Source organism: Streptomyces sp. Wb2n-11 (assembly GCF_001049855.1).
In the GTDB taxonomy this organism is placed as follows: Bacteria; Actinomycetota; Actinomycetes; order Streptomycetales; family Streptomycetaceae; genus Streptomyces; species Streptomyces altiplanensis.
Map to the genome: position 1 here is coordinate 64,746 of NZ_CVPB01000003.1, position 24,553 is coordinate 89,298.

The following is a 24,553-nucleotide window of genomic DNA, read 5'->3' on the forward strand; positions in this document are numbered from 1 at the left end:
CTTCGGGTCTCCGTTCGTCGTGGGGATGGCGTGCTGCTGCAGGAAGGCGTCGGCGGCGACCTGTTCCTTTGTGACCTGCCGCGTGTCACCCAAATTTGGGTGACTGGGCTCCCAAAGGGCTTGTTATCAGAGCGACGGGGCGCGGGTGCCCGTTTCCCGTTTCTACCTGCGGCGGTGTAGCTGTACGCGGGGTGGCGCGGGCAGATATGACAAGGGACGTCAAAGCACGGGGTGAGGTGGTGGGGTGAACACGGTGTGGCCGCTGAGCCGGTCCCCTGTCGGCACGCGGCGGGCCTGGCGCAAGCGCGAGGAACTGCAGCAGTGGCTGAGCGGGAAGCAGGGGCCGGAGTGGTGGGAAATCGCGCCCGCGTTCGCGGCGGTCCTCGTCGTGATCGGGTTACCTGTGGCAGCTCTCGGCTGGCTGGGGTCCCGGGTCAGCTGGTGGGCGGCGCTGCTCGCGGCGGCGGCCCTCGCGTACGGGGTCTGGGCTGTGGTGCGCCAGCGGCGAGCCGTGCTCGCGCAGCGCCGGCGGCGGGCGAGGTGCTACTCCCTGTCTGAGATCGACGCCTCGGACGACCGGATGTTCCGGGCGATCGTCGGGCGGCTGCTGCTGCGCGACGGCTGGACGCAGGTCCGCGGAGTGCGTATCAACCGGGATGTGGTGCACCTGGTCGGCAACGGACCCGACGGACGCCATCTCGGCGTGGCCTTCGAGCGGGGCGCCGGCCCTGCGGGGCAGGGCAGCGGGAGACGGGCGGCTCTGCGCCCGGTGAGCGGTGCCCCGCAACTACCGACTGCTACCGCGCCGGGCGCCCGGCCGCTGTTCCTCGTGGTCAGCTCCGACCAGTTCGCCCGTGAGCGGGTGGTGTGGGCGGCCCGATACGGCGTGCGGCTTGTCGACCGGGCCCTGCTCCAGCGGTGGGCGGCCGGTGAGGACCTGGCGGTGCTCCTCGACCTCGACCTCGACCAGTCGGCCGCCTCGTAGCCGGACGGACATGACGAAGGGCCCGGGAGTCTCTCCCGGGCCCTTCGTCATATCGTCCCCTCCTGCTGGTCATGGTCATCGGTGACGAGAGTGGTCTGCAGGTGGCCGCGGAACTCCAGCCGGTCCATGAGGAGTGCGTGCGCCTCCTCGCGGCTGATCTGCAGGTTGAAGTCGTCCTCGGCCCGGCGGACGACGTCGGCCACGCTGATGAGCATGATCCGGGGCGCACGCCAGTCGTCGACCTTGCGGTCCCAGCACTCGCGCACCGCCGTGGTGATGGCCCAGTCGGTCGCGTTGAGCAGCTGGCGGTGCCGGTGCTCGGCGGCGGTGCGCCGGGCGTGCTCGGCCCGGTACTGCTGGATGCGGTGGCAGGCGGTCGGCAGGACGGCGGCGAGCAGGGCCGCGCAGCCCACGGCGGTGGCGAGTAAGGCGGTGGGCACGGCTACTTCCTCCGGTTCTGGTCCTGGAGCTGCTGTCGGGCGGTGTCGGCGTCGGCCTGGGCGGTGCGCTTCTCGGTGAGGGCGGTGTCCAGCTCCTTACGCAGCTGGTCGATACGGGTCTCCAGCTCGTCGGCGCGCGTGCGGTAGCCCTGGGCGTCCTCGCGCACCCGGGTCAGGGCGTCGCCCAGTTCGGCGACGACCTTGTCGGCGGCCTGCACCTGGGCCTGCGCCTCGCCCTTCGCCTTCTCGGCGGCCTCCTGGGCTTCGGTGGCCCGCTTCTCGGCGGCGGCCGTCGCCCTGGCGGCCTCCTCCTTCGCCTTCTCGGTGTCGGCCTGGGCCTGAGCGAGGGTCTTCTGCATCTCCTCGACCTCGGCCTTCGCCTCCAGCTGCGCCTTGCCGGCGGCCTCCTGGGCTTCCTTCACACGCTTGTCCGCCTCGGCCTTGGCGGCGGCGGCCTTCTCGTCGGCCTCCTCGCGGGCCTCCTGGATGGCCTGCTCGGCGTCCTCGCGGACCTGCCGGATCTCCTCCTGGGCGGCGGCGACGTCGGCCGCGGCCTGCTCTCGGATCTGCTGGGTCTCCTGCTCGAACCGGGCCGTCTCCTCCTCCAGCTCGGCGATGGCGCGGTCGGCGGCCTCCTGCGCCTCCTCGGTCTCCGCGCGGGCGAGGTCGCGCTGGCGCGCGGCGGCTTCCCGCTCGGTGTGCGCGGTGCTCGCCTTCTTGCGCCACTCGGCGACCCGCTGGTCGGCGAGCGCGGAGACGGCGGTGACCTCGGCCTCGGCGGCTTCCGGGTCGGTGACGGTCTGGAGCAGGTCGACGTACCGGGCCAGCTCCGCGCGCAGCTCGTCGACCTTCTGCAGCACGCTGCCCTGCACGATGCCGGCGGTCCGGGCGGCGTCGGTGACGACGCGGTCGGACGCCTCCTCGGCGGCCGGGGTCTTGGTGCTGCCGGTCTTCCCGCGCTTGGCCCGGTAGGCGCTCATGGCGTTGTGGTCGGGGTCGGAGCAGTATTTCGGCGCCCGGCCCGGGACGGTGGGGTCCTTGGGGACCGGCGGTGCGGTGCACCCGGGGAACGCGCACTGCGGCGCCTTCTCGACGGGGGCCTCGACGGTCTGCTCGGTCGGCTGCTCGCTCATCTGGGGGAACTCCTAGGGGGCGGTGCGATCGGGCGGGTGCGCTGCGGTCGACAGCGTGCCGTATCCGGGGACGGGTGGGGGAGCGGGTCGCGGGTCACGCGGCGGCCGGTGTCGACGTAGCGCGCGCAGCGAGCGGCGTAGCGGGCGGCGCGTTCCGGTCTCCAGCCGGTGTCCCCCAGCGGTCGGCGGGCGGTCGTGCCATCCTCGCGCCGGATCTCCTGGGCCTCATCCCGCAGTCCTATCCCGCGCCCCCTTCGTGGTGAGTTGCGCAGGATTCCAGTGTAATGCATTGCATTTCAGCAATACATTACATCATGAGTGATGCAATGAAACGCAATGTTTTAGGGGGGCCGGCATGATCGCGGCCGTGCGCTCACCGGTCGCGGCGACCGACCGGGGTGTCACGGCCTGCCGTGCGCGCCACGGCGCCGGGCCGGGCACGGCACGCGCCCCGGAGCGACGGACCTTGGGCGGTGGGTCCTCACCGGGCGGTGCCGATCACCGACGACACGCTCCTCGGCCACGGCGAGACCCGGGCCGACGCGGAGCGACCTCACCGGCCGGCCACCACGGCGCGGCAGCAGCTGCTCCCCCTCGGCCCCGGCCGGCGGTGCGTTCTCCTCACGCGCCCGTCATCCGCGACGGCGGGAGTACGGCGGGCAGCCTCCCTCCGGCCGGGCAGACGGCGACCCGTCCGCCACCGACCCCCCTCCCTCCGCCGCTGGCCGTCTTTTCCCAGCCCGGAGCACCCGCAGCCGCGCGCGCTGCGGGCCACGGAGACTTACGGACCCTGGGCGCCCTTCCCCCGGGCCCGCGCCATGCCTCGGGCCGGAGCGGGGTGCTCCCTCGTCGGTCGGGCGCGCGCAGCGCTGCCGCAGGGTTCCCGGGAGCGGAGGGGATCGCGCTTGCGCGACCGCTTGCGGCGCCGGAGGCGTCCTCGGAGTGGACGGGGTTCCTGTGGCACCCTCCGGGGCCCGGTCGGCGAGGGAGGTCACCGCGACCCCACCCTGACCCCAGCTCCCCACCGGGCCGACGGCCGACGACGTTCCCTCCGCCCCCTCGGAGAGAGGGCCTGCCGGAGGCATTCGTCTGTGGTTCTGACCTGCGCGGGTTCCATAAATCCGACCGGGAATGAGGCGCTCGGTCCTCGACGCGCTCCCGGACCATTTGGTCCGCGAGGCTCCCGTCGGCGGCGGCTCGACACCTCCACGCGCGGGCGCGTAGAGCGGTCCCAAAAGTCCCAAAACCCGGGCCGGACAGCACAGTGCGCCGGGACCGGGGTGGTCTCGGCGCACTGGTGGATGGGCGGGCGGGGCTACGTCTGGGCAGGCTCCGGGGTGCCAACGGCGATGCGGGCGCCGACCAGCTGCCCGGCCTGGGCGGCGGTGCGCAGTGCCCTGGCGGTGGCCTTGGCGTCGCGCGTCGTGGGGTCGAGTCCGCCGACGTTGCCGACGTAGAGAACGGCCCAGCCGTAGCAGGCGGCCTGGGTAAGCCAGCCGTCGGGCAGGTCGACGGCTCCGGTGTAGAACTGCCCGCCGTCGGAGTCGAGGACCAGCAGCCCGTCCTCACCGGCCGGGCCGTGCCCGAGCAGCAGCACGCCGATCCACTCGGCGGCCTGCGGTGGGGCCTGGCGCAGCCGGGTGACCAGGTGGAAGCCGTTCCCCAGCAGGTGGCTGGCGACCACGTTGGTCAGCTCGCCAGAGCCGTCGTTGACGACGTACGCCTTGCCGACGGTCTCAGCGACCAGGACGGGCAGGTCGGCGCCGCCGTGGTCGAGGACGGCGGCGGTCATCGTCATGGCGTAGCCGTCGGCGGGCTCGGCCGGGGCGAAGTCGTCGCCCATCTGGATGACCCGGGAGGGGCCGCACCGGTCGTGGACGTACACAACGTGAGTGAAGGTGCCGCCCGTGCGTACCACCATGTTCACGGCCCCGGCCAGTGGCCGGTCGCAGACGACGCACTGACCGCTGGTCAGGGAAACCTCGGCGGCGCGGGCGAGGCCCTCGGAACCGAGCAGCGCGCGCACCTCGGGGCTCATGTGGAGGTCAGCCACGGGGCTGCTCCTGGTCGTCCTCGGAGTGGGTCGGCGCGTTGAGGCGGTCGGGTTCGGCGCTCCAGAAAAGGGTGATCGGCTGGGGCATCTGGTCCAGGCTGAGCCCGTGTGCGGCTGCCGTAGTGCGCAGCATGTTCTCCTTGGCGGCGCGGTAGAGGTGCTCCCGGCTCGCGCCGGGGGAGAGGTCGATGGTCTGGCTGTTGCTGGCGGTGCCCATCCCGGGGATGTCGATGGTGAGCACGTAGTGCCACGTCGTCTTCTTCATGTGGTTGTCCTCTCGGGGATACGGAACGGTGGTGGGAGCCAGCTCGAATGGCTCCCACCACCGCGGTGTTGGGGTCTGGGGTCACGCCTGCTCGGGGCCGGTCTTGTCGCGCATCTTGTTCACGGCCTGCCGTGACATGCGGGCGCGTCCGGCGATGTCGGAGTCCGTGTGGCCCCAGTCGATCGCGCGGTTGACCAGCTGTCGGCGCTCGGCGAGGTACTTCTCCAGCCGGGCGATCTCGGCGCCGACCACGGCGAGGCGGTCCCAGTCCTGCTCGCGCAGCCGAGCCCGGTGGGTGTAGGCGGCCTCCTTGGTGCCGAACAGGCGCATCCCCTGCTGGGCGGCGCGCAGTTCCTCGCGCTCGATCCAGGCGTCCAGGGCGGTGTCGGCGGTCTCGGAAGTGATCTCACTGGCGGCCAGCGCCTTGTGCTCGACGTCCCAGTCGGCGAAGTCGCGCGCCGGCCGAGGGTCTCCGTCCATGAGGGCGGTGCGGTACCAGGACCGCACGCCCAGCACCTGCAGGTGGACGCCGGTCCCGTCGCGGTAGGGCGTGCCGAATACCTTCTTCACCTCCTGGTGCCAGTGCTCGTTTGCCCCGATGTAGCGCGTCTGGTACTCGCATTCCTCGGCCAGACGGTCGAGGGACAGGCCCAGCATCTCGGGGAGGTAGACCTGGGGGAACCGCTGGACGATGTCGGCGAAGTTCACCAGGTCGGCGTCGACCTCGGGCCGGGCGGGGTCGCGGTGACGGGAGGTCAAGCGGCACAGCTGACGGCCGGCGCGGGCGGAGGCGGCCGACCAGTCCAGCTCGCCCCCGGCCTCGAAGAATCCGTCCAGCAGTTCCTGGGCGTACGGCTGCACCAGCTCCAGCAGCGCGTTGGCGGCCTCGACGTCGAGGTACGGGTAGCCGGCGAACCCGGAGTCGACGGTCCAGCACAGCAGTTCGGGGACCGGCTCGAACCACATGTGCGGGCCGCTACCGGGCAAGTACAGCGTGCCCGGGTGCCAGCGGTTCCAGGTCTCGCGCGGGACGTCGTTGATGACCTTCCAGCTCGGGTTCCAGGGCTCGCGGTGCTGGGTGCTCTCGTGGAAGGAGAGCACGCCCGTAGAGGTGTTGAGCAGGACGTGCTGGTAGGCCCCGGGTGCGTGGGCGCCGGTGACCGGCTCCGACGGGATCAGGCGCGTTACGGGGGTGATGGCGACGCGGGGAGCCTGGTAGGTGGCCACGTCGATCTTCGGGACGGGCACGGTCTCGTTCATCCGGTTCTCCTTGGCAAGTTCGGTCCGACGTAAACAGGTTGACGGAGTATCTGGTGAGCGTCAACCAGTTGACGGAGAATGGCCGGAACCTGATCGGGGGCCAATAACAAGCCCTGCGGTGGGACCATCCGAAGATCAGAGGGGTCCGGCAGCAGCCGGAGGGTGTCACTGCCTGCCGTGACGTCAGGCAGTGGCAATCCGCCGCTCGATGCGGGCCCTGGCGGCTGCGTGGTCGCCGCGGCCGTCGGCGGTGCGCGGGTAGCGGCGGCGGGGCTGGCGGGCCAGCGTGGTGAGCACCAGGGCGGCCTGCTCGGGGTGCGTCTGGACTCCCGTGCGCACACCTGCCTTGGGGGCGCGCATCCACTCCTCCTCCTGCCGCCACCACCGGTACAGCTCGGTCTCGACGGCGTACCGGCGTGCACGGCTTGCCGTGACACCGAAGCAGCCCAGCGCCTTCGCCGCGGCGACCAGGGAGCCGGGCCGTGCGCGGTAGTACGGGGTGCTGGAGCGCTCGGCGGTGAGGGTCTGGCGGGTGGCGTGCTGGTCGGCTCCACGGCGGCGGAGAACGGCTCCTGCGGGTGTATGGCAGCGCTCCCCGGGCACGGCCTGGCAGGTGGGGCACTCGTGGTGGAGTGTCATGACAGCGCGGGTGGCGATGAGCAAGTCCCGCATCCGTGCGAGGTGCTTGGCGACGGTGCGGGGGTGGTAGCCGGTGCGCTCGCACAGCTCGGTGAGGCTGAGGGACCGGTCAGCGTGCTCGGCCAGCTGCTGGTAGACGCGTCCCGCGTGGTGGCCCAGCCCGCCGGCCTGAGTTGCGGTGGCGCGGCCGTAGGCGAAGACGTCGTGCTGACCTGCGGAGAGACGCTCTTGGAGAGTGGAAATCAGGTGGGTGCGCCTCTCCCCTACGGGGGGCGGGGTTCCTTGTGTCCCACCCCGTGCAACGGGTGAGAATCCGGGGTGCGAAGCGGTGACGGGGAGCAGTTCATGGGTGCCTGCGGGGCCGTCGGAGTCGCGGGGGGCGAGCCAGCCGTCGAGGGTGAGGCGGTCCTGGGCGCGGTGCATGGTCGAGCGGCCGTGGCCGGTGGCCAGTGCGGCGCGGCGGCAGTCGAGGGCGAGCACCGCGGTGCCGGCGCGCAGGGCGAGCAGGCAGCGGAGATCGAGGGCGGCGCGGTCGGCGGGGCCGGACTCGGTGGCCCAGCGCTCCGGGCAGGCGTCGGCGGCGGCCTGGAGCTGCTCGACCAGGGCGACGACGTCGGCGAGGTTCTCGGTCCATTCCAGGGTGTCCTCGGGGAGTGGCAGGGTGGCCGCGTACGTCACGCAACGCGCCCACTGGCGGGCCAGCTTCTGGCGGGCCTGGATGTCCGGGAGGACGGCGCGCAGCGTGCCCCGGCGGGTGCGGGTGCAGGCGTGCAACAGCCCGCCCTCGCGGTGGCGGCGCTCGGCCAGCAGCCGCTCGACCATCGGCCACGTCCAGCGGCGCAGGGCCAGCCGCGTGAGCACGGCGGCCAGCACCTCACTGACCTTGCCGTCGGCCGGGCGGCGGGTGAGCAGCCGGTAGGTCTCCTCGTCTACTTCGGGGTTGGTGGCGCCGGGCAGGCGCGGGCCCAGCTCGTCATCGAGGACCTGAACGGCGTCCTGGCGGACCCGGCGCACGCGGACGTCGGGCACAGCCGGGATGGCGTCGAGGACCATGAGCAGCCGCACGAACGCGTCGGCGGGGTTGTTGCAGGTCTCCGGGGTCAGCAGGGCTGCGGCCCGGCGCTCGTCGAGCGGGGCGTGCAGCTGGCTGGTGCCTCCGTCGCGGTGCGGGGCGCCGATGGGGCGGGCCGCACCGGTCGCGGGGTTGTTCAACATGCCCTTGTCGAGGGTGGGCACGCGCTTCTTGGCGGCCTCGGCGATGGCGGAAACGAGAGTCGCCTCCAGCGGCGTCCCCGCGGTGACCCACACATGCCGTCCGCCGGCGGACCCGGAGGCAGCGACCACGTAGGTCAGCCCGGCCTCATCGAGGGCGCGCAGCAGGGTGGCGAGGTCGGGGCCGGTGTCGCCGCGCTTGGAGTCGAGGTCAAAGCACAGCCTGCAGAAGCGGCCGTCCTCGTCTGCGAGGTAGACGGCGTACGGGCCCCGGGGGGCGGTCGACGGCAGGGGCCGGTCGACGTAGGAGTGCAGCCATTCGCCATCGCCAGAGCGGCGGTCCACCCGGATGGAGGCGCGCGGGGACAGTTCCAGGAACAGGGCCTGGAAGTCGACCTGCGCACCCTCGAACAGGGGCAGAACGCCGGTATGGGGGTTGTGAATCGGGGCAGATGACGGGCTGTGCACGCCCGGTTCCCCGGACACTCCGGGGGCGGGCATGAGCTGTCCGGCACCGTAGCTGTCCGCTACGATGGGAGGGCTCCTAACTCCATATGAACGTCGAAGCCCCCTCTCGCCACTGCGGCGGAGGGCTCCGAGCGCGGCCAACCAGGTCGCTCAAGGGGGCGCTTCTAGCTCCGTGTGTTGTTAGGGGGTAACGCCCGACAGTCGCCGTGGAAAGCGTCTGTGGGGCTTGACTCACCTCCTCGTTCGGTGCGAGGGACTCGGTTGGAAGCCGGGTCGCTCTGAGGCCGTAGCGCTGGATGGGCGCCTTGACAGGGTGCTGGTCGGCTGGGAGGCCGACCGTGGGTGATGCGATTGCAGGTAGTGCTGGGATTCAGCTCGCTGGGGAGTGACGCTGAGTCCCGCTCGTACGTCGGATGGGCGCCGCCCCGGTTGGGAAAACCGGGGCTTTTTGGCGCCCTCCGGCATTTTTCGATCAACCGGTCATGGGAAGTTCTCCCTGGCCGTCACCGAATGCTTCGCTGGCCCATACGGGACGGCCGCTCTGGTCGAGCTGGTCGCGCCGGATGAGTTCGGCGATGTACTTGCCCATCGACACCCCCGCAGCCTTGGCGTTGGCGTACGCGGCTGCGTGGACGTCGGCCGGGACCATCGGTGAGAGGCGCACGAGTCCGTGACGCTTCTTGTCCTGCACCGGCGGGACGTACTCCCGCTCTTCTGCGTCTCGACTTCCGTAGGGCCTGGCCATGCTGGTGATCTTTCCTCACCGACGTTCATGTACGCAACCTGATGCGGGTGTGTCGTCGGTTTTTCTGTGGGGCAGGCGTTTACGTCTTGGCCTCCCGTCATACGGAACGTGACAGGCAACCAGACAAAACAGCCCATTGCTGCGTAAAATGCGCGGCCAACGGGGCCCGGCAGGCCAGCCTTTGGCCGTGCCGTATTTTCGTTCGATCTGGTTACCTGAACTCTCCTTCCACGCTGCGCCGTGAGGTTCTCTCAAATCGGCGTGCCGGTAAGAACGCTGTCACCAGCCGCAACGGAGATGATCTTGTCGGGGTGTCACCCATGTCGAGGGTGTGCTCGTATAGCTACCGCCAGGTGGTGAGTAGCGCTCCGTAACCGGGGTTTAGCGACGTTCGAGTGCACCGGCTAAGCCTCTGACCTTCTCTGACGCCCTACCAGGTACGACCGGGGCCCTGTGCTCGTGAAGCTGTGGCCAGGGGCATGCCCCTGGCCACAGCTTCACGAGCACAGGGCCATGTCGGGTGAATCCAGGGTCGTGCAGCTGCGCAGGGTGAAGCCCCGAGAGGACAATCAATGACCGCGGCCCGTACCCCTTTGGACCCGAGAACGAGCGGGCCCCCGGCACACGCCCGAGGGCCCGGTTTGCAGGGCGGCGCCCGCGCTCACCTCAGCTTGTTCAGGTCCCGCTGGCTCATGCCGAACCGCACGTTCGGCTGGTCGTACCTGAAGGGGTAGCCGACAATGAAGGCGGAGGCGATGAGCACGCCGTTGGGCAGGTATGCGCCAGTTGCCCGCTCGATCAAGTGCTTCACGCCGTAGCTGCCAGCGGTGAGCGTCTTGATCGGGGTGATGTTGTCGCGCAGCCACAGAGCCGTCTTCACGACGGAATCCTCATTGCGCCGCAGGTGCTCACGCTCGACGGCGAGTTTGGCGCGCCGCTGCTCGGTGGCCAGGCGAGGCGAGTTGAAGACGCCGATGCCGAAGTTACCAAGCCCCTCGTGCTCCTCCATCACTTCGGCCAGGGTCGGCCAGTTGAGCTGGCGGCGGCGAGCGTTCGAGTACGTCGTACCGGTGGCGGCCTGGACAACGCGAATCCACGACTTCTGACGGTGGTTCTGGGTCATCGGGTGCTCCTCGCAGGGCTGCCCACGTTCCCCGCACGGATGTCTGATGACCTGGCGGAAGTGCTGGGCGCGATTCGGAGAACCTTGTCTTCGCCGCCACGGCGGACGTGGGCCACCGTGACTCGGAGCGGGCAGGCGCTATCTGCCAGGAGCAGCATATCCATCTGCTCACACCCGAGCACCGTGGGCCAGAGACAGGACACCGGGCTTACCTGGCCTGCAGCGTGGCTTGGTGTCGTCGTGCGTGTTCGTACGCGCCGTTCTGCCCGGGAATCTGGGAGCGCATACGGATGATCGACGATCCGATGGCGGCAGCTGTCTGGGCGTCGGCGATCTGCTGCCACAGCGTGTGTGCGCGGTCCGCGAGCTGGGCGGCTGCCTCCGGGTCTCCTGCGTACAGCCAGCGCTCGGCTACGTCCCGGTAGAGGCCGATGGCTGTGGGGAGATCTCCCTGCGCGGCCGTGACGTCCGCCCGAAGCGTCCGGACTTCGAGGACCTGGGGGTGGCTGGGGCCGTGCATGGCCGACATGGCGTCGTCCAGCTGCCCGGCGAGCGCCGCCGCGCGGGAGAGGTCGCCGGCGTCGGCGTACTTCCGGATCGTCAGGACGGTGGGAACGGCGCTGTCTCGGGGTGCGGCTGCGGGCGCGGGAATGGCCGTGGACCTGGTGGGACGTGGAAGCTGACGCTGGGCGAACAGGCGCTGCACTCCGCTTCTGACGCGTGGGGGCGTGGCGGCGGAAGTGGGGGCGGGAGGTGGTGCGGGAGTAGGCAGCGCCACCGTGGGTGGGGCCGGAGTGGGCTCGGGCGAGCTGGGGCGGGTGCTGCGGCGCTTGGTCTTGCGGGAATGGGCTGCGGGCCCGGCCTCGGTGGCGGTGCCATCGGGGTGGATGACAAGTGGCCATGTGGTGCCGGTGTCGTCGTGCGCGTCGGCTCGGACGGGCCGCGGGGGACGGAGCCGGGAGGCGAGTTCCGCGACGGCCTTTATGGCGGCGGCCCGGTCGGTGAACGTATCGGTGGGCGCTGCGGGCCCGGCTACGGAGACTGTGCCGTCCGGGTCGGCGGTGAGCTGGTAGCGGGGCCATGCGGGTACGTGGGTGGTGTCCATGCTGCCTCTTACTGCAGGGAGAGGGAGTTCACGCGCCACGGGGCGCCGGCCTGGGAGCGGGTCAGCTCGACGAACGCGGTCAGCATCTCGGGCTCGCCGGTCCAGCGGTCGCGGCCGCGGGGGGTGATGGTGGCGGCCCACTGGCGGTAGGCGGTGGTGGCGGTGTCGGCGGGGCGGCCGGCCTCGTCGGCGGGCGTGAGTTCGACCGTGGTGTAGGCGCGGTGGGTCGCCCAGCTGTTCCACGCGGCTCCGGGTCCGGACCGGGAGGTGGCGGACCTGAGTTTGGCCGCGTAGGCGGGGGTGCACCATCCGGCGTCGGCGGCCCGTACGGATGCTTCGGTGCGGCCGGTGTCGACGGTGGTGTCGAACGTGAGCATGGCCTGCAGGGCGGCGCGGCTGACCGCGCCGGCGTCCTTCTGGTCGACGTCGTCGGGGGAAGGAATGCCGTCCTTGGGCTGCTTGATCTTGGCCGCGCGGGAGCGCTCGGGCGCCGGGGTCGGACTGACCGGGTCGGGGTAGGGCCCGGCGCCGGTGGCGGGCGGAGGCGTCGACACGGCGGTGGTCGGGGGCTTGTGGTCTGGTTCGTCGCTGGCCGATGTGCAGCTGGCGGTGAGAACGGCGGCGGCCACGGTGAGGGCCAGCGGCAGGACTCGCGTGCGGGGCGTCATCCGTACCTCCTGATGATCTGCGGCTTGCTGGCGTAGTACCCGTCGGTGAGGCGGGCGGTGGAGACGGTCTGCCCGGTCCGGGGGGCGTGCAGGATCTGCCCGTCTCCGATGTAGATGGCCACGTGGTCGTAGCCGGCCCCGTTGAGCTGGAAGCCGATGATGTCGCCCGGCCGCAGATCCTGGCGGGCTACCGCCTTGCCCTGCGTGACCTGCTGCTGGGATGTCCGCGCCAGCGTGATCTTCCCTCCGGATGCGTGGTACACGGCGTACTGCACAAGAGAACTGCAGTCGAATCCGTTGGTCGTCGCGCCCTGGGCGAATCCGAAGCTGGGGCCGTTGATGCCTCCTCCGCCCCATGAGTAGGGGGTGCCGGTCCAGCGCTGGGCGTGGGCGATGACGCGCGATCCGAACGGGCCGGCCGACTCGTCCGTGGCCACGGAGTATTTGGCGATCAGCTGGAGGATGCGGGCGACGTACTGCTGGGTCTCGGCGTACGGGGGCACACCCTGGTAGATCCGCACCGCGTCCGGGCCCGCGTTGTACCCCGCGAGCATGAGCCTGCGTATGTCCCCGTTCGCGATCTTGTAGCTACTGACCTTCGTCGCGAGCCAGCAGTCGTACCGGGCCTGGGACATGATCGCGTCCGGTGGTGACAGCGGGTCGGCGCTTCCGCTTTTGTCGGCGTCGACTCCCCACGTTGCCCAGGTGGGGGGCATGAACTGCGAGAGGCCAATGGCGCCGACAGGGCTTCGAGCGTTGGGGTTCCAGCCGGATTCGGCCTCGATCTGAGCCGCGATCAGGGCCGGTGTGACGACCGTGGGGTGCGCCTTGCAGCTCTTGCCTGCCTGGATAATCCAGTCCCGGTATTCCTCGGGGATCTCCTGGACGTTGAGGGAGAGATCCCCGCCGGGCCCTTTGTCGTCGTCCTCGTCGATGCTGCCCCCGGTGATGGCGGTCGCCACCAGCACGGTGGCGGTGCAGACGGCAGCGAAAATCACGATAGGGCCACTGCGCATTTTTCCGCACCCCCCGGTGACAGCGACGTGATGTCAGTCCGCCACCCTATCTTTGCTAGACGGAAGTTGAGGCGCAGATACTCGGCAGCGGGCCATTTACGACCGTGGCACACTATGTGACTCTGCGTGAAATGAGGGGGGCCTCTGTGACGTCTGATCCGTCAGCCAATCCCTGGGTGACACGCCCGGCTACGCAACCGGGCGCCTCGCAGCCGCTCCCGTCCGCCGCTCCTGAGCCCGCGTCGGCTTTGCACCCGCAGACGGTGCACCCGCAACCGGGCGGTGTGGACGCACCGCCGCAGGGGCTGCCCCTGCGGTCGGTGCAACGTCCGGCACGGTGGTGGTGGCTGGGCTGTCACGGCGGTGCCGGCGTCACGTCGCTGAGCGCTGCGGCACCGGGCGGTACGGACGCCTTCCGGTACTGGCCGCTGCCGGTCGCCGGTCTGCCGCTGCAGCGGGTGGTGCTGGTCGCCCGGTCGAACGCTGCCGGTCTGCAGGCGGCCCAACTCGCTGCCCGCCAGTGGGCGTCCGGCGCTGTGCCGGGTGTCCAGGTGGAGGGCCTGGTGGTGGTCGCGGACTCACCGGGTCGGCTGCCCGCACCACTGCGTGACCTGTCTCGGCTCGTCTCGGGCGGGGTGCCCCGCACGTGGACGGTGCCCTGGATGGAGGCGTGGCGGCTCGGAGAACCGCCCGCTGCCACTGTTCCCCGCGAGCTGGCCGGCCTGGCTCGCGACCTGCTCGCACTGACCGAATAGGGGTTTTCCGATGTCCACGATCCTTGCTCTTGCCGAGACCGGCCAGAGTGTTCTGCTCGCTGCGCCAGACCCCTCCCAGGGTGACAGCACCCCGCCCGGGTGGGGCAAGCTCCTGATGGTCCTGCACTGGGTGTTCATCATCGTCACCGCGCTCCTCGTCGGCGGAATCCTCGTGGTGGCGGGCAAGATGGCGTTGGCCTACCGGCACGGTGACGGTGCGGAGCACATGGGTTCACTGGGGAAGGTCATGTTCGCGTGCGTCCTCGCCGCGTCCGCGTCCGGGCTCGTCACGACGCTGACGACCTGAGCGGGGGCGCGCGATGACGACACCCCCGACAGCGGACAGCGACCGCTCCAGCCCGTGGTCCTCCCCCTGGTGGCAGGCGTCGGCGCTCTTCCTCGTGGTCCTGATCGTGCTGGCTGCGGTCGTCCTGGTGACGGGAGGTGGCGGCGACGGTCAGACCGACGATGCGGCGCCCGGTGCTGCCACTCCGTCCAGCACGGCCCCCTCCGCCGCATCCGGGGACAAGGACACGTGCCCGGCGTCCAAGGAGTCACAGACGGTGCCCCGTACGGCGCCCGCGGCCGACTGGCAGCTGTTCCGTACCGTGGCGGTCCCGGTCTCCAAGGAGGCGGGGCCGCTGCGGGTCGACGGCGATGTGGTGGAGTGCTACGCGCACAGTCCTACCGGTGCGCTGGTGGCTGCCGCGCAGATCGGCACCCGCTACGCGTTCGCGGACGACTGGGAGCGCGTGGTGAAGCGGCAGACCTACGGGGACGGCAAGCAGCTGCTCCTCGACAAGCGGCGGGAGTTCGAGAAGGACGCGGCGTCCGTCGCCCCGGTGCCGGGCGAGCTGGGCCAGTTCGCCGGCTACCAGTACGTGACTTACACCCCGCAGACGGCTGTGATTCAGGTGGTCAGCCGCTTCACGTCGGGTGTCCTGCAGGTGTCCACCGTGACCCTGCGCTGGGACACGGCGCGGGGTGACTGGCAGTACGAGATCCCGTCGACCAGCCCGCCGCAGAAGGTCGTCGAGGACCTGAGCGGCTACATCGCCTGGGGCGGCGTCTGATGGGCTGGTGCGATTTCTGGGACAAGAACCTGGACGACCTCCCCGGGTTCGGTACTCCCATGGCGTGCCAGGCCAAGGACGCGGCCGAAGAGAAGGTCGCGGAGGCGGCGGCCAGCGCATGGGAAGAGATCGTCCACTCCTTCCAGGAAGGCGCGGTGTGGATGATCAAGGAGCTGGCGCTGGGCTGGCTCCGGGCGGACAGTCCGACCCTGGACGCGAACAGCGGCACGGTGTCGTTCCTGTTCTCCTCGACGATCGCTCTCACGCAATGGCTGGCCGTGCTGTGCCTCCTGATAGCGGCGGGGCGCATGGCCTGGACTCGGCGCAGTGAGCCGGCGCGGGAGGCGGCGGCGGGTATTTTCCGGCTCATCATCGCCACATCGGCGGCGGTCGCGGTCGTCAATTTGCTCACCAAAGCCGGTGACGAATTCAGTATCTGGATCGTCAACCGGTCCCTGGGCTGCAAGGGCAGCGAGGCGAGCGACGCGTGCATTGAGGCGTTCAGCGACAAGTTGCTGGACATGACCGCCCTGAACGACGTCGATCAGCTCGCGGTCTCTCTGCTGCTGGCGGTACTGCTCCTGATCAGCGGATTTATCCAGCTGATCAGCGTCATTTTCCGGCAGTCGATGCTGTTCGTTCTCGTCGGCACCCTGCCCCTGGCGGCGGCTGCGTCCACCACGGAGCAGGGGCGGGCCTGGTGGACGAAGTCCATGGGCTGGCTGCTGGCGTTCATCGTCTACAAGCCCGCGGCCGCCATCATCTACGCGGCCGCGTTCAGCCAGTTCGAGACGAACGACGACAAGAGCATGATGGGCCAGCTGTACGGGGTGGCGCTGCTCATCCTCGCCGCGGTGACACTGCCCGCGCTGATGCGCTTCGTCGCTCCCGTGGTGGAGCAGGGCGGCAGCCTCGGCGGGTCGGGTGGCGGCGCCGCGAGCATGGCCTCACGGGTCGCCACAGGCGCCATTGCGCTCAAAACCGGCGGAGCCTCAACGGCCGCGCGGGGCGCCGCCGCCGGCGCCGCCGCCGGCTCTGGACGTAGTGGTGGCGGAAGTTCGCCTTCCGGCGGCGCGACGGCAGGCGGCCGCGGACCGGCCGGTCCCGCTGGCGGTGCGCCCCAGAAGCCGTCCGGAGGCTCTCCGGCTCCGGCGGGAGGCTCGTCCGGCGGGCCGACTGGCGGGTCTGCGAGCGGAGGAGCGGCCCAGGCTCCGTCCTCCGGTTCCTCCGGCGGAGGCTCCGGTGCAACGGCGACGGGACCGGGGCCACAGGTGCCGCGCCCCTCATCCGCACCGTCCGGCAGCGGCTCCCCGTCGTCCAGCGGGTCACAGAGGCCGGCTCCCACCTCGCCCCCACCACCACGACCGACGCATCCCTGGAGAGGCCCCCGTGGCAGCAAATGAAGTCGCCGGCGGTCCCGCACCGCGCACCTACGGCAACTGGCGGAAACCCCAGACAGCCGGTATCGGACAGCTGGGGCTCGCGCCCACGCTGCTGATGCTGGGCGGCCTGGTCGTCGTGGTGCTGTCCATGCTGATCTCCATCATGCTCGCGCTCGTCCTGGCCGTGGTCCTCGCCCTGGTCCTGGCTCCGCTGACCATCAAGGACCGGTACGGGCGCTCGCTGCTGACGCGGATGTCCACCCATCTGGCCTGGCGCCGCGCGGTGAAAAAGGGGTCCACGCTCTACCGGTCGGGGCCGCTGGGGAGGACCGGTCACGGCACGTGCACGCTGCCCGGCCTCGCCGCGTCGTCGGTACTCACGGAGGCGCAGGACAGCTACGGGCGCCCGTTCGCGATGCTGACCTACCCCCGCTCCAACTTCCATGTGGTGGTACTGCGTTGTGACGCTGACGGGGCGGCGCTCGTCGACCAGGACCAGGTCGACGTCTGGGTGGCGTACTGGGGACAGTGGCTGTCGGCGCTGTCCACGGAGCCGGGCCTGGTCGGCGCGAGCGTGACCGTGGAGACGGCTCCGGACAGCGGGTTGCGGCTGCAGCATGAGGTGAACAGCCAGCTGGCGCCGGACGCGCCGGAGTTGGCCCGCACGATGCTGCAGGAGGTCCTGGCGGAGTACCCGGCCAGTTCCGCGCAGATCTCTACTCGTATCGCCCTGACGTACTCCGGTGCGGCCCGGCCCGGCCACCCGCGCCGGTCGGTCGACGACATGGCGGTGCTCCTCGGCAATCGGCTGCCGGGCCTGACCTCCGGGCTGGGCATGACCGGGGCCGGCGCCGCCCGGCCGCTGGCGGCGGAGGAACTGGCGGAGGCGGTCCGTACGGCGTATGACCCTGCGGTTGCGCCCCTCATTGAAGAGGCTCGGGCCTCGGGTGGCAGTGGCCTGACCTGGAGCGACGCCGGGCCCCAGGGTGCGCAGGAAGAGTGGGACTGCTACCGGCACGACAGTGCATGGTCGTCCACCTGGTCCATGAGTGAGGCGCCCCGAGGAGAGGTCCTGTCGTCGGTCCTTACGGGGCTGCTCGTGCCGCATCCCGACATCGCTCGCAAGCGGGTGACGATCCTCTACCGGCCGCACGATCCGGCGGCCGCCGCCCGGATCGTCGAGCGGGACCGCAAGGACGCCTCTTTCCGGGCCAAGCAGACTCCCGGGGGCCGGGCCCGGGACGACGTCGCCCTGCGGGCGGCGGAGCAGTCCGCGCAGGAAGAAGCCTCCGGGGCGGGTCTGGTGCGCTTCGGCCTGCTGGTCACCGCCACGGTCAACGCGCGGGAGGACCTGCCGCGCGCGCGGGCAGCGGTCGACACGCTCGCACCGCCCGCCCGTATCAACCTGCGCCCGGTGTGGGGCTCCCAGGCAGCCGCGTTCGCGGCCGGCCTGCCGATCGGCCTGGTGCTCCCCCTGCACCTGGCGGTCCCCGCCTCCATCCGCGACAACATGTAAGGAGGCTGCGCGATGGCTCGCAGCATCACGCCGCGCCGTCCGGGACTGCGCGGCTGGCCCGGTCGCGGCGGCGGCGCCCAGCCCCGCCTCGACCCGACTCCCGAATGGCGCGGCACGACCGTACAGGTCTGCGGATTGTGGCCCTTCGGCGCGGGCAGCGGCACCCCGACCAAGGGGGTTCCGCTGGGGCGTGACCTCAACTCGGGCGCCACCATCCACTGCGATCCGATTTCGTGGTTCCAGCGGGCCGGACTGATCTCCAACCCCAGCGCGTTCGTCCTCGGCCAGCCCGGACTCGGCAAGAGTTCGCTGATCCGGCGCATGGCGCTGGGCCTGGCCGGATACGGCGTCCACCCGCTGATCTTCGGAGACCTGAAACCCGATTACGTGGATCTCGTCAGGGCCTTGGGCGGACAGGTCATCACCCTGGGCCGCGGCCGGGGCTTCCTGAACATCCTCGACCCCGGCGAGTCGATGGCGGCGGCCGCGCGACTGACAGGCGACGCACGGCGGGCCCTGCTCGCGGACGCGCACGGCCGGCGCCTGAACGCAGTGTCGGGCCTCATCACCATCCTGCGGCGGGAGCCTCCCACAGACCGGGAGGAGACGCTGCTGGCGGCGGCACTGGACCTCCTCGACGACAGGCACGACGGTGTACCGGTCCTCGGGGATCTCCTGCAGGTCATAAAAGAGGCCCCCGAGCCGATGCGGGCGGCGGCACTCGACCGCGGGGACATCACCCGCTACCGGGACGTCACGGAGCGCCTGGAGTCGTCCCTGGCAGGGCTCCTCGGACGGGGGCGGCTGGGCGACATGTTCGCGCATCCAACAACAGAGCCCATGGCACTCGACCGCGCAGTGGCATTTGATGTCTCCGCCATCGACGACTCCGAGACACTGCTGCAGGCTGCGGCGCTGCTCTCGACCTGGTCCTACGGGTTCGGCGCGGTGGCGGCCGCACACGCACTGTCGGATGCCGGCCTGGAGCCGGAGCGGCACTACTTCCTCGTCCTGGATGAGCTGTGGCGCGTGCTGCGGGCCAGCTCGGGCCTGGTCGAGCGGGTCGACGTCCTGACCCGCGTCAACCGCACACGCGGCGTGGGGATGGCGATGATCACCCACTCCATGCGTGACCTCCTGGCCCTCCCTGCGGAGGAAGACCGCCAGAAGGCGGCGGGATTCGTCGAGCGGGCCGGGATGGTCATCTGCGCCGGGCTACCAAGGGACGAAATGCCGCGCCTCGGCCAAGTCGTAGACCTCTCCCGGGTCGAGCAGCGTCGACTGACCGAATGGTCCACGCCCCCGGGCTGGGACACCACAGACGCGACGGTCGATCCACCGGGACGCGGCAACTTCCTGATCAAAGTGGGCAGCAGACCGGGCATCACCATGCACGTCGACCTCACTCCCTCCGAGCTCGCCATCCACGACACGAACAAGCGCTGGCAGAACGCGACATCCCGGTGACGGCCCTCAGAACCTAGAGGGCGCCGCACTCCGTGGGGCTACAGTCGTGAAGGGCGCCCGCAGCCAGCTCGAATGGCTGCGGGCGCCCTTTGTGGTGCTGCCGGACGGCCGGCGGTGGCCTTGGCGAGGATGTCGGCGTGGTCGAACGCCAACTGCGAGAACAGGGCCTTGTCATCTACTCAGCTTGGGCGAGGAGTCGTTCCCAGGTGCGGGTGGATCCGCCGTGCTGGGCGGCGAGGGCTGCCGCTAGGCGGGTGCGAGGGGTGTTCTCGGCAGTGCTGAGTGCTGCGGCGGCTATGCGCAGGCGGGGATCGCCTTCGTAGGCGTGGGCCTTACGGGGTCCCTTCCCTTTGCCCGGGGGGCGTCCGCCCCCCTTTCCCTGCCGGGAAGGGGCACTGCGGCGCTCCTCGATGTCGCGGCGGGTCCAGACCCGGAGGCTGTAGACGGTCGTGCCTGCCGGGAGGTAGCCCTGGGTCGCGTAGGCGCGGACGGTACTCGGCGCGACACCGAGCAGGGCGGCGGCTTCCTCGTCGTTGAGGAGGTCGTCGGGATGTTCTCCGGGGGGCAGGGCGGGGACGGGGCGGCCTTCGATGTGGGCCTGGGTCTGGGCGAGGTCGTACACCAGGACTCGGCTATGGGGAAAGAGAGCCGGCACGCGTTGGCGGAAGGCGGGGGCGTCGCGCCGCCGCCAGGTAGCGATGGGCACGCCAGCCTGACGGGCGATGTCGGATTCGTTGATCACGGGGCGGCCGCGGGGAATCACGGGGAAGGGTCCTTCAGAGTCTTCGTCGGGGGCGGGCTACGCTGGTGGGGCTTCCTCGGTCAGCGGTGACGCCGGCCTGGATGTTGGTTAAGGGCCGGTGGTGTGCCGGGCCGCTCGTGAGCGGCTCTCCGCCGGCCCTTTCGCTGTCCGCTGCCTCCAGTGCTGGACCTCGCGCGGGCTGCGGAGTCGTACGACTTCGACGCCCAGGCCGGCGGTCTCTGCCACCTGCTGGGCGTAGCGGGGCCGGTTGGCGCGGTACTTGCGGATGGCGGTGCGCAGGAGTGACCGGCGGGCAAAGAACGCCGCGGACCAGGTGAGGCGCCGGGCCTGTGCGCTGTCCTCGCGGCCTGCTAGCTGGCGCAGGCTGCGGCGGATGATTCGGTACAGGATCAGGGCAGTGGGAAGTCCAGCCAGACCAGAGTGTCGGCCCGGTGCCAGACGACGTCCGCAAGCTTGGAGAAGTTGCCTTCGACGATCCACCCGTCGGTGCGGGTGATCTCTGCGGTCTGCCGGCGGAATTCCTCCAGCGGCAGTGGCCCCTCAGGGGTGAACAGGATGTCGTCGAGGTCGGTGTGGGGTTCGTCGAGTTCGGTGGAGAGCCAGCGGGCGAGCGTTGTCTTTCCCGTGGCGGGGGGCCCGAACAGTGCGACCCGTCGCATGTGCGCCTCATCTCTACAGAGGGATTGACACATAAAACCTTACAGCAATTTGGGCCGTCAGTGTCGGGGTTCGGGCCGGCCACGGCCGGGTGCCGCCGGAGGCGGCTCCTTGGCCCCGCAGGGGCGGGCCCGCGTCCGAAGGACGCTTCAGGGGGCCCGGCGCGCAGCGCCTGCCCGGAGGGCAGAGAAAGCCGCCCGTGGCCGAAGGCCACTCAGGGGGCGGCGTTTCCCCTGGTCCGCCCCGCGCCCGAAGGGCGCTTGAAGGGGCGGACGCCAGCCGCTTGCGGCTGTCCTTTTGCCGCGCCTCGCCCCCCTCATGATCATCATGAGGGGGGCGAGGCGGGTAAGGCGGCCGGGGGCCGGACCCGGTGGCCGGGTCCGGCCCTGCGGTTCTACAGGCGGGGGAACAGTGCCCGCACCGCCTGCGGGTGGCGGTGGAGCATCCGCAGGAAGTCGCCTTGGAATGCTGCTCGCCCGGCGATCTCAGCGGGGCTCATGTCACCTACTCCCTTCTTGGTCTTGACGATCACTCCGTCCATGATGCTGATTCCCGCGCCTCCCAGATCGGAGAACACGTTGGTACGCAGGTGCAGGAACACTTGCCCGTCCTGCTCTGCGATCGTCACCGCGTAGGCGAGATCGGCCAGCGGGTAGACGTACACCTTCCGGGACCGCTCCACGGGCTCGGACAGAAGCTCGGGGCGCAGACCCCGGAGATAGTGCACGAGCGTTGTCCGGGTCGCCGCCCGCAGCGGCACATCAATCTCCTGCGGGTCGAACTCCCGGACCATGGGCCGCCGCCACATTCCCGCCGTGCCGGTGGTGCAGACGCGCATGATCTCGTCGTACATCCGCCGCAGCTTGCAGTGGACGTAGGCCAGATCGGCGGGCAGGTCCGGGCTGGCCAGACTCTCCCAGCCCTCCGGAAGCCGAAACTGAGCCGTGGCGGTGGCCGTGTGAGTGGAGAGCGCCGGGACGGGCTCCAGCACCCGCAGGGCGTCGCCGTCTACGACGTCCGCGCTGATCAGCGCGCCCAGAACGGACGCCTCCTCGACGATCCGGCGGGACCGGACGGTGGAGAGCTGCCCCGCCCGCACTGCTCGCGCCCCGACGGCCGCGCGCTCCGTCTGCGTGCGTCCCACCAGGTGGGCGTGGAACCGCTTCTCGCCCTGGATGGACTCGCGGTCCACGGTGTGCGGGTCGTAGCTCCAAGAGACGACCGGGCTCAGCTCGTAGGCGTGGCAGTGCTCCGCGAACCGGGCCGCGATGACTCCCAGTGCCTTGCCGAACTCCGGCGAGTGGTCGTGCAGCCCCGGCCGGGGCGTGACCCCGGCGGACATCAGCATCAGCTCGTACAGGGCGTGCGGGCTGCGCTTGTCGGTGAGGGCGTACGCCTCATCGGCCGACATGTTGATGTGAGCGTGGACGTTGGTCCAGCCGTAGACGTCTTGGACGGTGCCCATACGCCTGAGGCCGTTCACGTACCCCGGGAACCCCTTCGCCGGGAGCGAGTCGACGACAGGGATGTCCCTGCGTCGGTTCTCCAGAGCGGCAGGAGTAACTGACGGGTCATTGAGTTTTCCTTCCTTCGATGCTGGTCGCCGGTCGGGGTGTGCCGCCCCTTCCGACAAGAAAAATTCTACAGCATTCCAGCTCGAAAGTCAGCGAAAAGGCCAGGTCAGAGCCGGTTTTATTGGCGAGCCCGGTGGGGAGTGGCGGCAGCGGGTCACAGCAAAGGGCGGTGATGGCTGGCCCGGTGCGCGCAGCTTGCTGCGCAGGGCTAGCCACCAGGCCGGTGAACGCGCGAAGGCGCCCGGCCTGGCGTCCCGCGCTTGCGCGGGATGGTCTGGCGGTGAACGCGCCGAAGGCGCCCGCCAGACCACCCCGGAGGGCCGCCAGGCCCTCCGGGGCGTCCCCGCCCGACCTGTGACCCGCTGCCGCCACCCCCACCGGGCCAAAAAGAGCGACGGACGGGCTGGCCGCATACGGCCGGAGGCCGCGAGGCGCCAGCGCGCCCACTGTGAAGGCCCGCCTGTCCGGTGAGTCGGTGACAAGCACTGAGCAGGCTGCGACCCCGATCTCGGCCACCTGCCCGACTCCTACTTGTCTGGCTCAGGGAGCTTCCACTGGCGGCTTCCAAGCCGCTCTGTATCAGTCCCAGCCTGGCCATCCGTACGGGCCGCCGTGCGACGGGACGTACCGGCGCAGGCTCAACCGCTTCAACGGCCCGAAGCGTCGTCGGCGGCCATCATCCGGATGCAGCGCTTCACGGCACGCGGCCGCGAAGCGCTGCACCTTCTCTTCCACTTGGCCACGAAGCTCAGCGATGTTTTTACGCAGATGGTGAGGCCGCCCCTGTTCGAGCCACCAACCCAGTTCGTCCAGGAGAATACTGAGGTGAAGGGCGGCATTCATCGCGGCATCGGCCACCGCCTCAGGACCCTCGACAGCGACCGCGCCCACCGTCGTCCCAATGCCGTCGTGAAGCGCCTGAGCTTGCGCCACCCGCTCCTTGGCCCTATCCATGTCCAAGTCCGGGACGTCCAGGACATCCATCAGCCGCAGAGCTGCTTCACGCTGCACCAGCAAGGCGGCGGCACACGCACTGTAGGCGGCCCGCCTCGACTTCAGGTCCTCAACAGACGCCTGGGCACGAGCGTTGATCCCAGCCGTCCGAACAGCGCCCACCACGCCGACCAGCGAGGTAAGCACAGTCCCCAGGACTCCGATCAGCGCCACCAGCGTTACCGGGTCCATCTGCGCATTTTGCAGGGGCTTGAGTACAGAACAGCGGCACGCACGCCCGCGGAGCCCGGGGCTACTTCATTTGGGTCACTCGTGTGCTAAAAAGCCCCGCAACCTGAACCTGCTCGGTCGCTACAGCTTCACGCCTCCACCCCCGGCCGCCGGCAGCCTGTGTTCGGGGCCAGGTACCCGGGCACAAAAGAACACCCTCCATCCACTGGATCAAGGCCCGCAGTTCAACGTCGCACTCCGGAGCTGGGGCGGTGGCGGCGGAAGGGGGCGGACGCTGCGGTCGTACGTGTAGTGCGAGTCATTGCTGGCGAGCCTCGGGAAATCAGGTTCTTGCCGATTTCGAGCAGTCCGTCGCGCACCCGATGCTCGATCTCGGTGCCGCGGTCCGCCAATTCCAGGAAGTACCGGCGCCGAAGATGTCCTGGTAGTCGGACGCGGCCTGGACCGCCTCGTCAAACGTGGGAGTAGTCCCGAGGGCTACGCCGTGCCAGCGGACCGCGGTCCGCTGGCACGGCGTAGCGCGATCAGCGCCGGTTGCGCAAGCTGATCTGCACGCCGCCGATCGCGGTGACCGTGGTTCCGATCGCGCCCACTGTGGCCGCGGCCTCCGCGTTATGGGTCAGTGACAGCACCGCCACCGCAACGATGGAGACGAATCCGGTCAGAACGGTCACCCACGTCAGGGGGTAGAACTCGGTTGCGGGGGTGTGCTTGAGGTACGGTCGATGGACGTCACGCGGTCAGTTCTCCTCGCGGCAGGACGGACCACCTCGACGTAACGAGAGGGAGACCTCGGAGCGGCAGCCGTCCAAGCAAGGACCGCGAAGAGGTCTCCCTTCGTCATGCCGAAGGGCTTTCGGTAGTCGACAACCCTACTAAGCGGCGTTGACAAACCCGTGCCGGTGTCACCCCTCGCCGAACCGTCTAGAGGGCCCGCCAAGCACCAGCGGGGGGAACGGATTTTCGGCGTTCAGCTAGCGTGGTTGTCGAGCTCTGCCCCGCGTTCCACCTTGTGCCGTCCATGCAGGTCAAAGCCGTGTCGCGTCCGGTCGCTTGCGGGTAGTCCCAT

At 70.3% G+C, this 24,553-nt stretch carries 23 protein-coding genes; 7 read left to right on the forward strand and 16 right to left on the reverse strand.

The features are described from left to right. Window positions 1-244: 244 nt before the first annotated feature. Window positions 245-985, forward strand: a complete 741-nt coding sequence (locus tag BN1555_RS35420; protein ID WP_176710347.1) for a hypothetical protein — start codon at window positions 245-247, stop codon at window positions 983-985. A 47-nt stretch (window positions 986-1,032) separates the two neighbouring features. Here the strand turns inward: BN1555_RS35420 and BN1555_RS35425 are convergent, their stop codons facing one another. The 11 genes from BN1555_RS35425 to BN1555_RS35480 all read right to left on the reverse strand — a co-directional run bounded on the left by BN1555_RS35425 (window position 1,033) and on the right by BN1555_RS35480 (window position 13,112). Then, window positions 1,033-1,425 carry a hypothetical protein gene (locus BN1555_RS35425; protein ID WP_093804067.1) on the reverse strand — a complete coding sequence of 131 codons (393 nt, stop codon included), beginning with the start codon at window positions 1,423-1,425 and terminating at the stop codon, window positions 1,033-1,035. A gap of 2 nt (window positions 1,426-1,427) precedes the next feature. Further along, window positions 1,428-2,558 carry a coiled-coil domain-containing protein gene (locus BN1555_RS41390; RefSeq protein ID WP_093804068.1) on the reverse strand — a complete coding sequence of 377 codons (1,131 nt, stop codon included), beginning with the start codon at window positions 2,556-2,558 and terminating at the stop codon, window positions 1,428-1,430. 1,315 nt (window positions 2,559-3,873) lie between these two features. Next, window positions 3,874-4,611: a hypothetical protein gene (locus tag BN1555_RS35440; protein ID WP_093804070.1), complete on the reverse strand. Its 738-nt coding sequence runs from the start codon at window positions 4,609-4,611 to the stop codon at window positions 3,874-3,876. After that, the gene (locus BN1555_RS35445; RefSeq protein WP_093804071.1) at window positions 4,604-4,876 is read right to left on the reverse strand and encodes a hypothetical protein; all 273 of its coding nucleotides are present in this window, start codon (window positions 4,874-4,876) and stop codon (window positions 4,604-4,606) included. The genes BN1555_RS35440 and BN1555_RS35445 overlap by 8 nt, the downstream gene beginning before the upstream one ends. A gap of 81 nt (window positions 4,877-4,957) precedes the next feature. Then, window positions 4,958-6,136, reverse strand: coding sequence for a hypothetical protein (locus tag BN1555_RS35450; protein ID WP_093804072.1), 1,179 nt, complete (start codon window positions 6,134-6,136; stop codon window positions 4,958-4,960). A gap of 183 nt (window positions 6,137-6,319) precedes the next feature. Then, entirely contained in the window at window positions 6,320-8,488 is a 2,169-nt protein-coding gene (locus BN1555_RS35455) for a hypothetical protein (protein ID WP_255306518.1), read from the reverse strand. A gap of 439 nt (window positions 8,489-8,927) precedes the next feature. After that, window positions 8,928-9,200 carry a hypothetical protein gene (locus tag BN1555_RS35460; protein WP_093804074.1) on the reverse strand — a complete coding sequence of 91 codons (273 nt, stop codon included), beginning with the start codon at window positions 9,198-9,200 and terminating at the stop codon, window positions 8,928-8,930. 661 nt (window positions 9,201-9,861) lie between these two features. Next, complete coding sequence (locus BN1555_RS35465) at window positions 9,862-10,323, reverse strand: hypothetical protein (RefSeq protein WP_093804075.1); 462 nt, start codon at window positions 10,321-10,323, stop codon at window positions 9,862-9,864. Window positions 10,324-10,531: 208 nt separating this feature from the next. Further along, a complete protein-coding gene (locus tag BN1555_RS35470) occupies window positions 10,532-11,428 on the reverse strand; it encodes a hypothetical protein (RefSeq protein ID WP_093804076.1) in 897 nt (298 codons plus the stop codon). Window positions 11,429-11,436: 8 nt separating this feature from the next. Further along, window positions 11,437-12,096 (reverse strand): hypothetical protein, encoded by a 660-nt coding sequence (locus BN1555_RS39745; protein ID WP_218058264.1) that lies wholly within the window; start codon window positions 12,094-12,096, stop codon window positions 11,437-11,439. Next, on the reverse strand, window positions 12,093-13,112 hold the full coding sequence (locus BN1555_RS35480) for a bifunctional lytic transglycosylase/C40 family peptidase (RefSeq protein ID WP_093804078.1): 1,020 nt from the start codon (window positions 13,110-13,112) through the stop codon (window positions 12,093-12,095). Before BN1555_RS35480 ends, BN1555_RS39745 begins: the two co-directional genes overlap by 4 nt. Before the next feature lie 284 nt (window positions 13,113-13,396). Here BN1555_RS35480 and BN1555_RS35485 point away from each other — a divergent pair, with 284 nt between their 5' ends. The 6 genes from BN1555_RS35485 to BN1555_RS35510 are packed head-to-tail and all read left to right on the forward strand — an operon-like array spanning window position 13,397 to window position 19,305. Continuing rightward, window positions 13,397-13,867 (forward strand): DUF6668 family protein, encoded by a 471-nt coding sequence (locus BN1555_RS35485; protein ID WP_093804079.1) that lies wholly within the window; start codon window positions 13,397-13,399, stop codon window positions 13,865-13,867. A 10-nt stretch (window positions 13,868-13,877) separates the two neighbouring features. Beyond that, a complete protein-coding gene (locus tag BN1555_RS35490) occupies window positions 13,878-14,174 on the forward strand; it encodes a hypothetical protein (protein WP_093804080.1) in 297 nt (98 codons plus the stop codon). A gap of 13 nt (window positions 14,175-14,187) precedes the next feature. Continuing rightward, window positions 14,188-14,940 (forward strand): DUF8175 domain-containg protein, encoded by a 753-nt coding sequence (locus BN1555_RS35495; protein ID WP_093804081.1) that lies wholly within the window; start codon window positions 14,188-14,190, stop codon window positions 14,938-14,940. After that, window positions 14,940-16,343, forward strand: coding sequence for a hypothetical protein (locus BN1555_RS35500; protein WP_093804082.1), 1,404 nt, complete (start codon window positions 14,940-14,942; stop codon window positions 16,341-16,343). The genes BN1555_RS35495 and BN1555_RS35500 overlap by 1 nt, the downstream gene beginning before the upstream one ends. Next, window positions 16,330-17,838 carry an SCO6880 family protein gene (locus BN1555_RS35505; protein WP_093804083.1) on the forward strand — a complete coding sequence of 503 codons (1,509 nt, stop codon included), beginning with the start codon at window positions 16,330-16,332 and terminating at the stop codon, window positions 17,836-17,838. The genes BN1555_RS35500 and BN1555_RS35505 overlap by 14 nt, the downstream gene beginning before the upstream one ends. A gap of 12 nt (window positions 17,839-17,850) precedes the next feature. Next, entirely contained in the window at window positions 17,851-19,305 is a 1,455-nt protein-coding gene (locus BN1555_RS35510; RefSeq protein WP_218058265.1) for a type IV secretory system conjugative DNA transfer family protein, read from the forward strand. A gap of 175 nt (window positions 19,306-19,480) precedes the next feature. Here BN1555_RS35510 and BN1555_RS35515 read toward each other — a convergent pair whose 3' ends face one another. From BN1555_RS35515 to BN1555_RS39425, 5 genes are all read right to left on the reverse strand, one after another. Then, on the reverse strand, window positions 19,481-20,068 hold the full coding sequence (locus tag BN1555_RS35515; RefSeq protein WP_093804021.1) for a helix-turn-helix domain-containing protein: 588 nt from the start codon (window positions 20,066-20,068) through the stop codon (window positions 19,481-19,483). Between the two features lie 389 nt (window positions 20,069-20,457). Beyond that, a complete protein-coding gene (locus BN1555_RS41075) occupies window positions 20,458-20,727 on the reverse strand; it encodes a P-loop NTPase family protein (RefSeq protein ID WP_255306519.1) in 270 nt (89 codons plus the stop codon). A 392-nt stretch (window positions 20,728-21,119) separates the two neighbouring features. Continuing rightward, window positions 21,120-22,190 carry a hypothetical protein gene (locus tag BN1555_RS35525; RefSeq protein ID WP_107081145.1) on the reverse strand — a complete coding sequence of 357 codons (1,071 nt, stop codon included), beginning with the start codon at window positions 22,188-22,190 and terminating at the stop codon, window positions 21,120-21,122. 688 nt (window positions 22,191-22,878) lie between these two features. Then, on the reverse strand, window positions 22,879-23,484 hold the full coding sequence (locus BN1555_RS35535; protein WP_141662969.1) for a hypothetical protein: 606 nt from the start codon (window positions 23,482-23,484) through the stop codon (window positions 22,879-22,881). Window positions 23,485-24,008: 524 nt separating this feature from the next. After that, a complete protein-coding gene (locus BN1555_RS39425; protein ID WP_176710339.1) occupies window positions 24,009-24,158 on the reverse strand; it encodes a hypothetical protein in 150 nt (49 codons plus the stop codon). Window positions 24,159-24,553 lie beyond the last annotated feature (395 nt).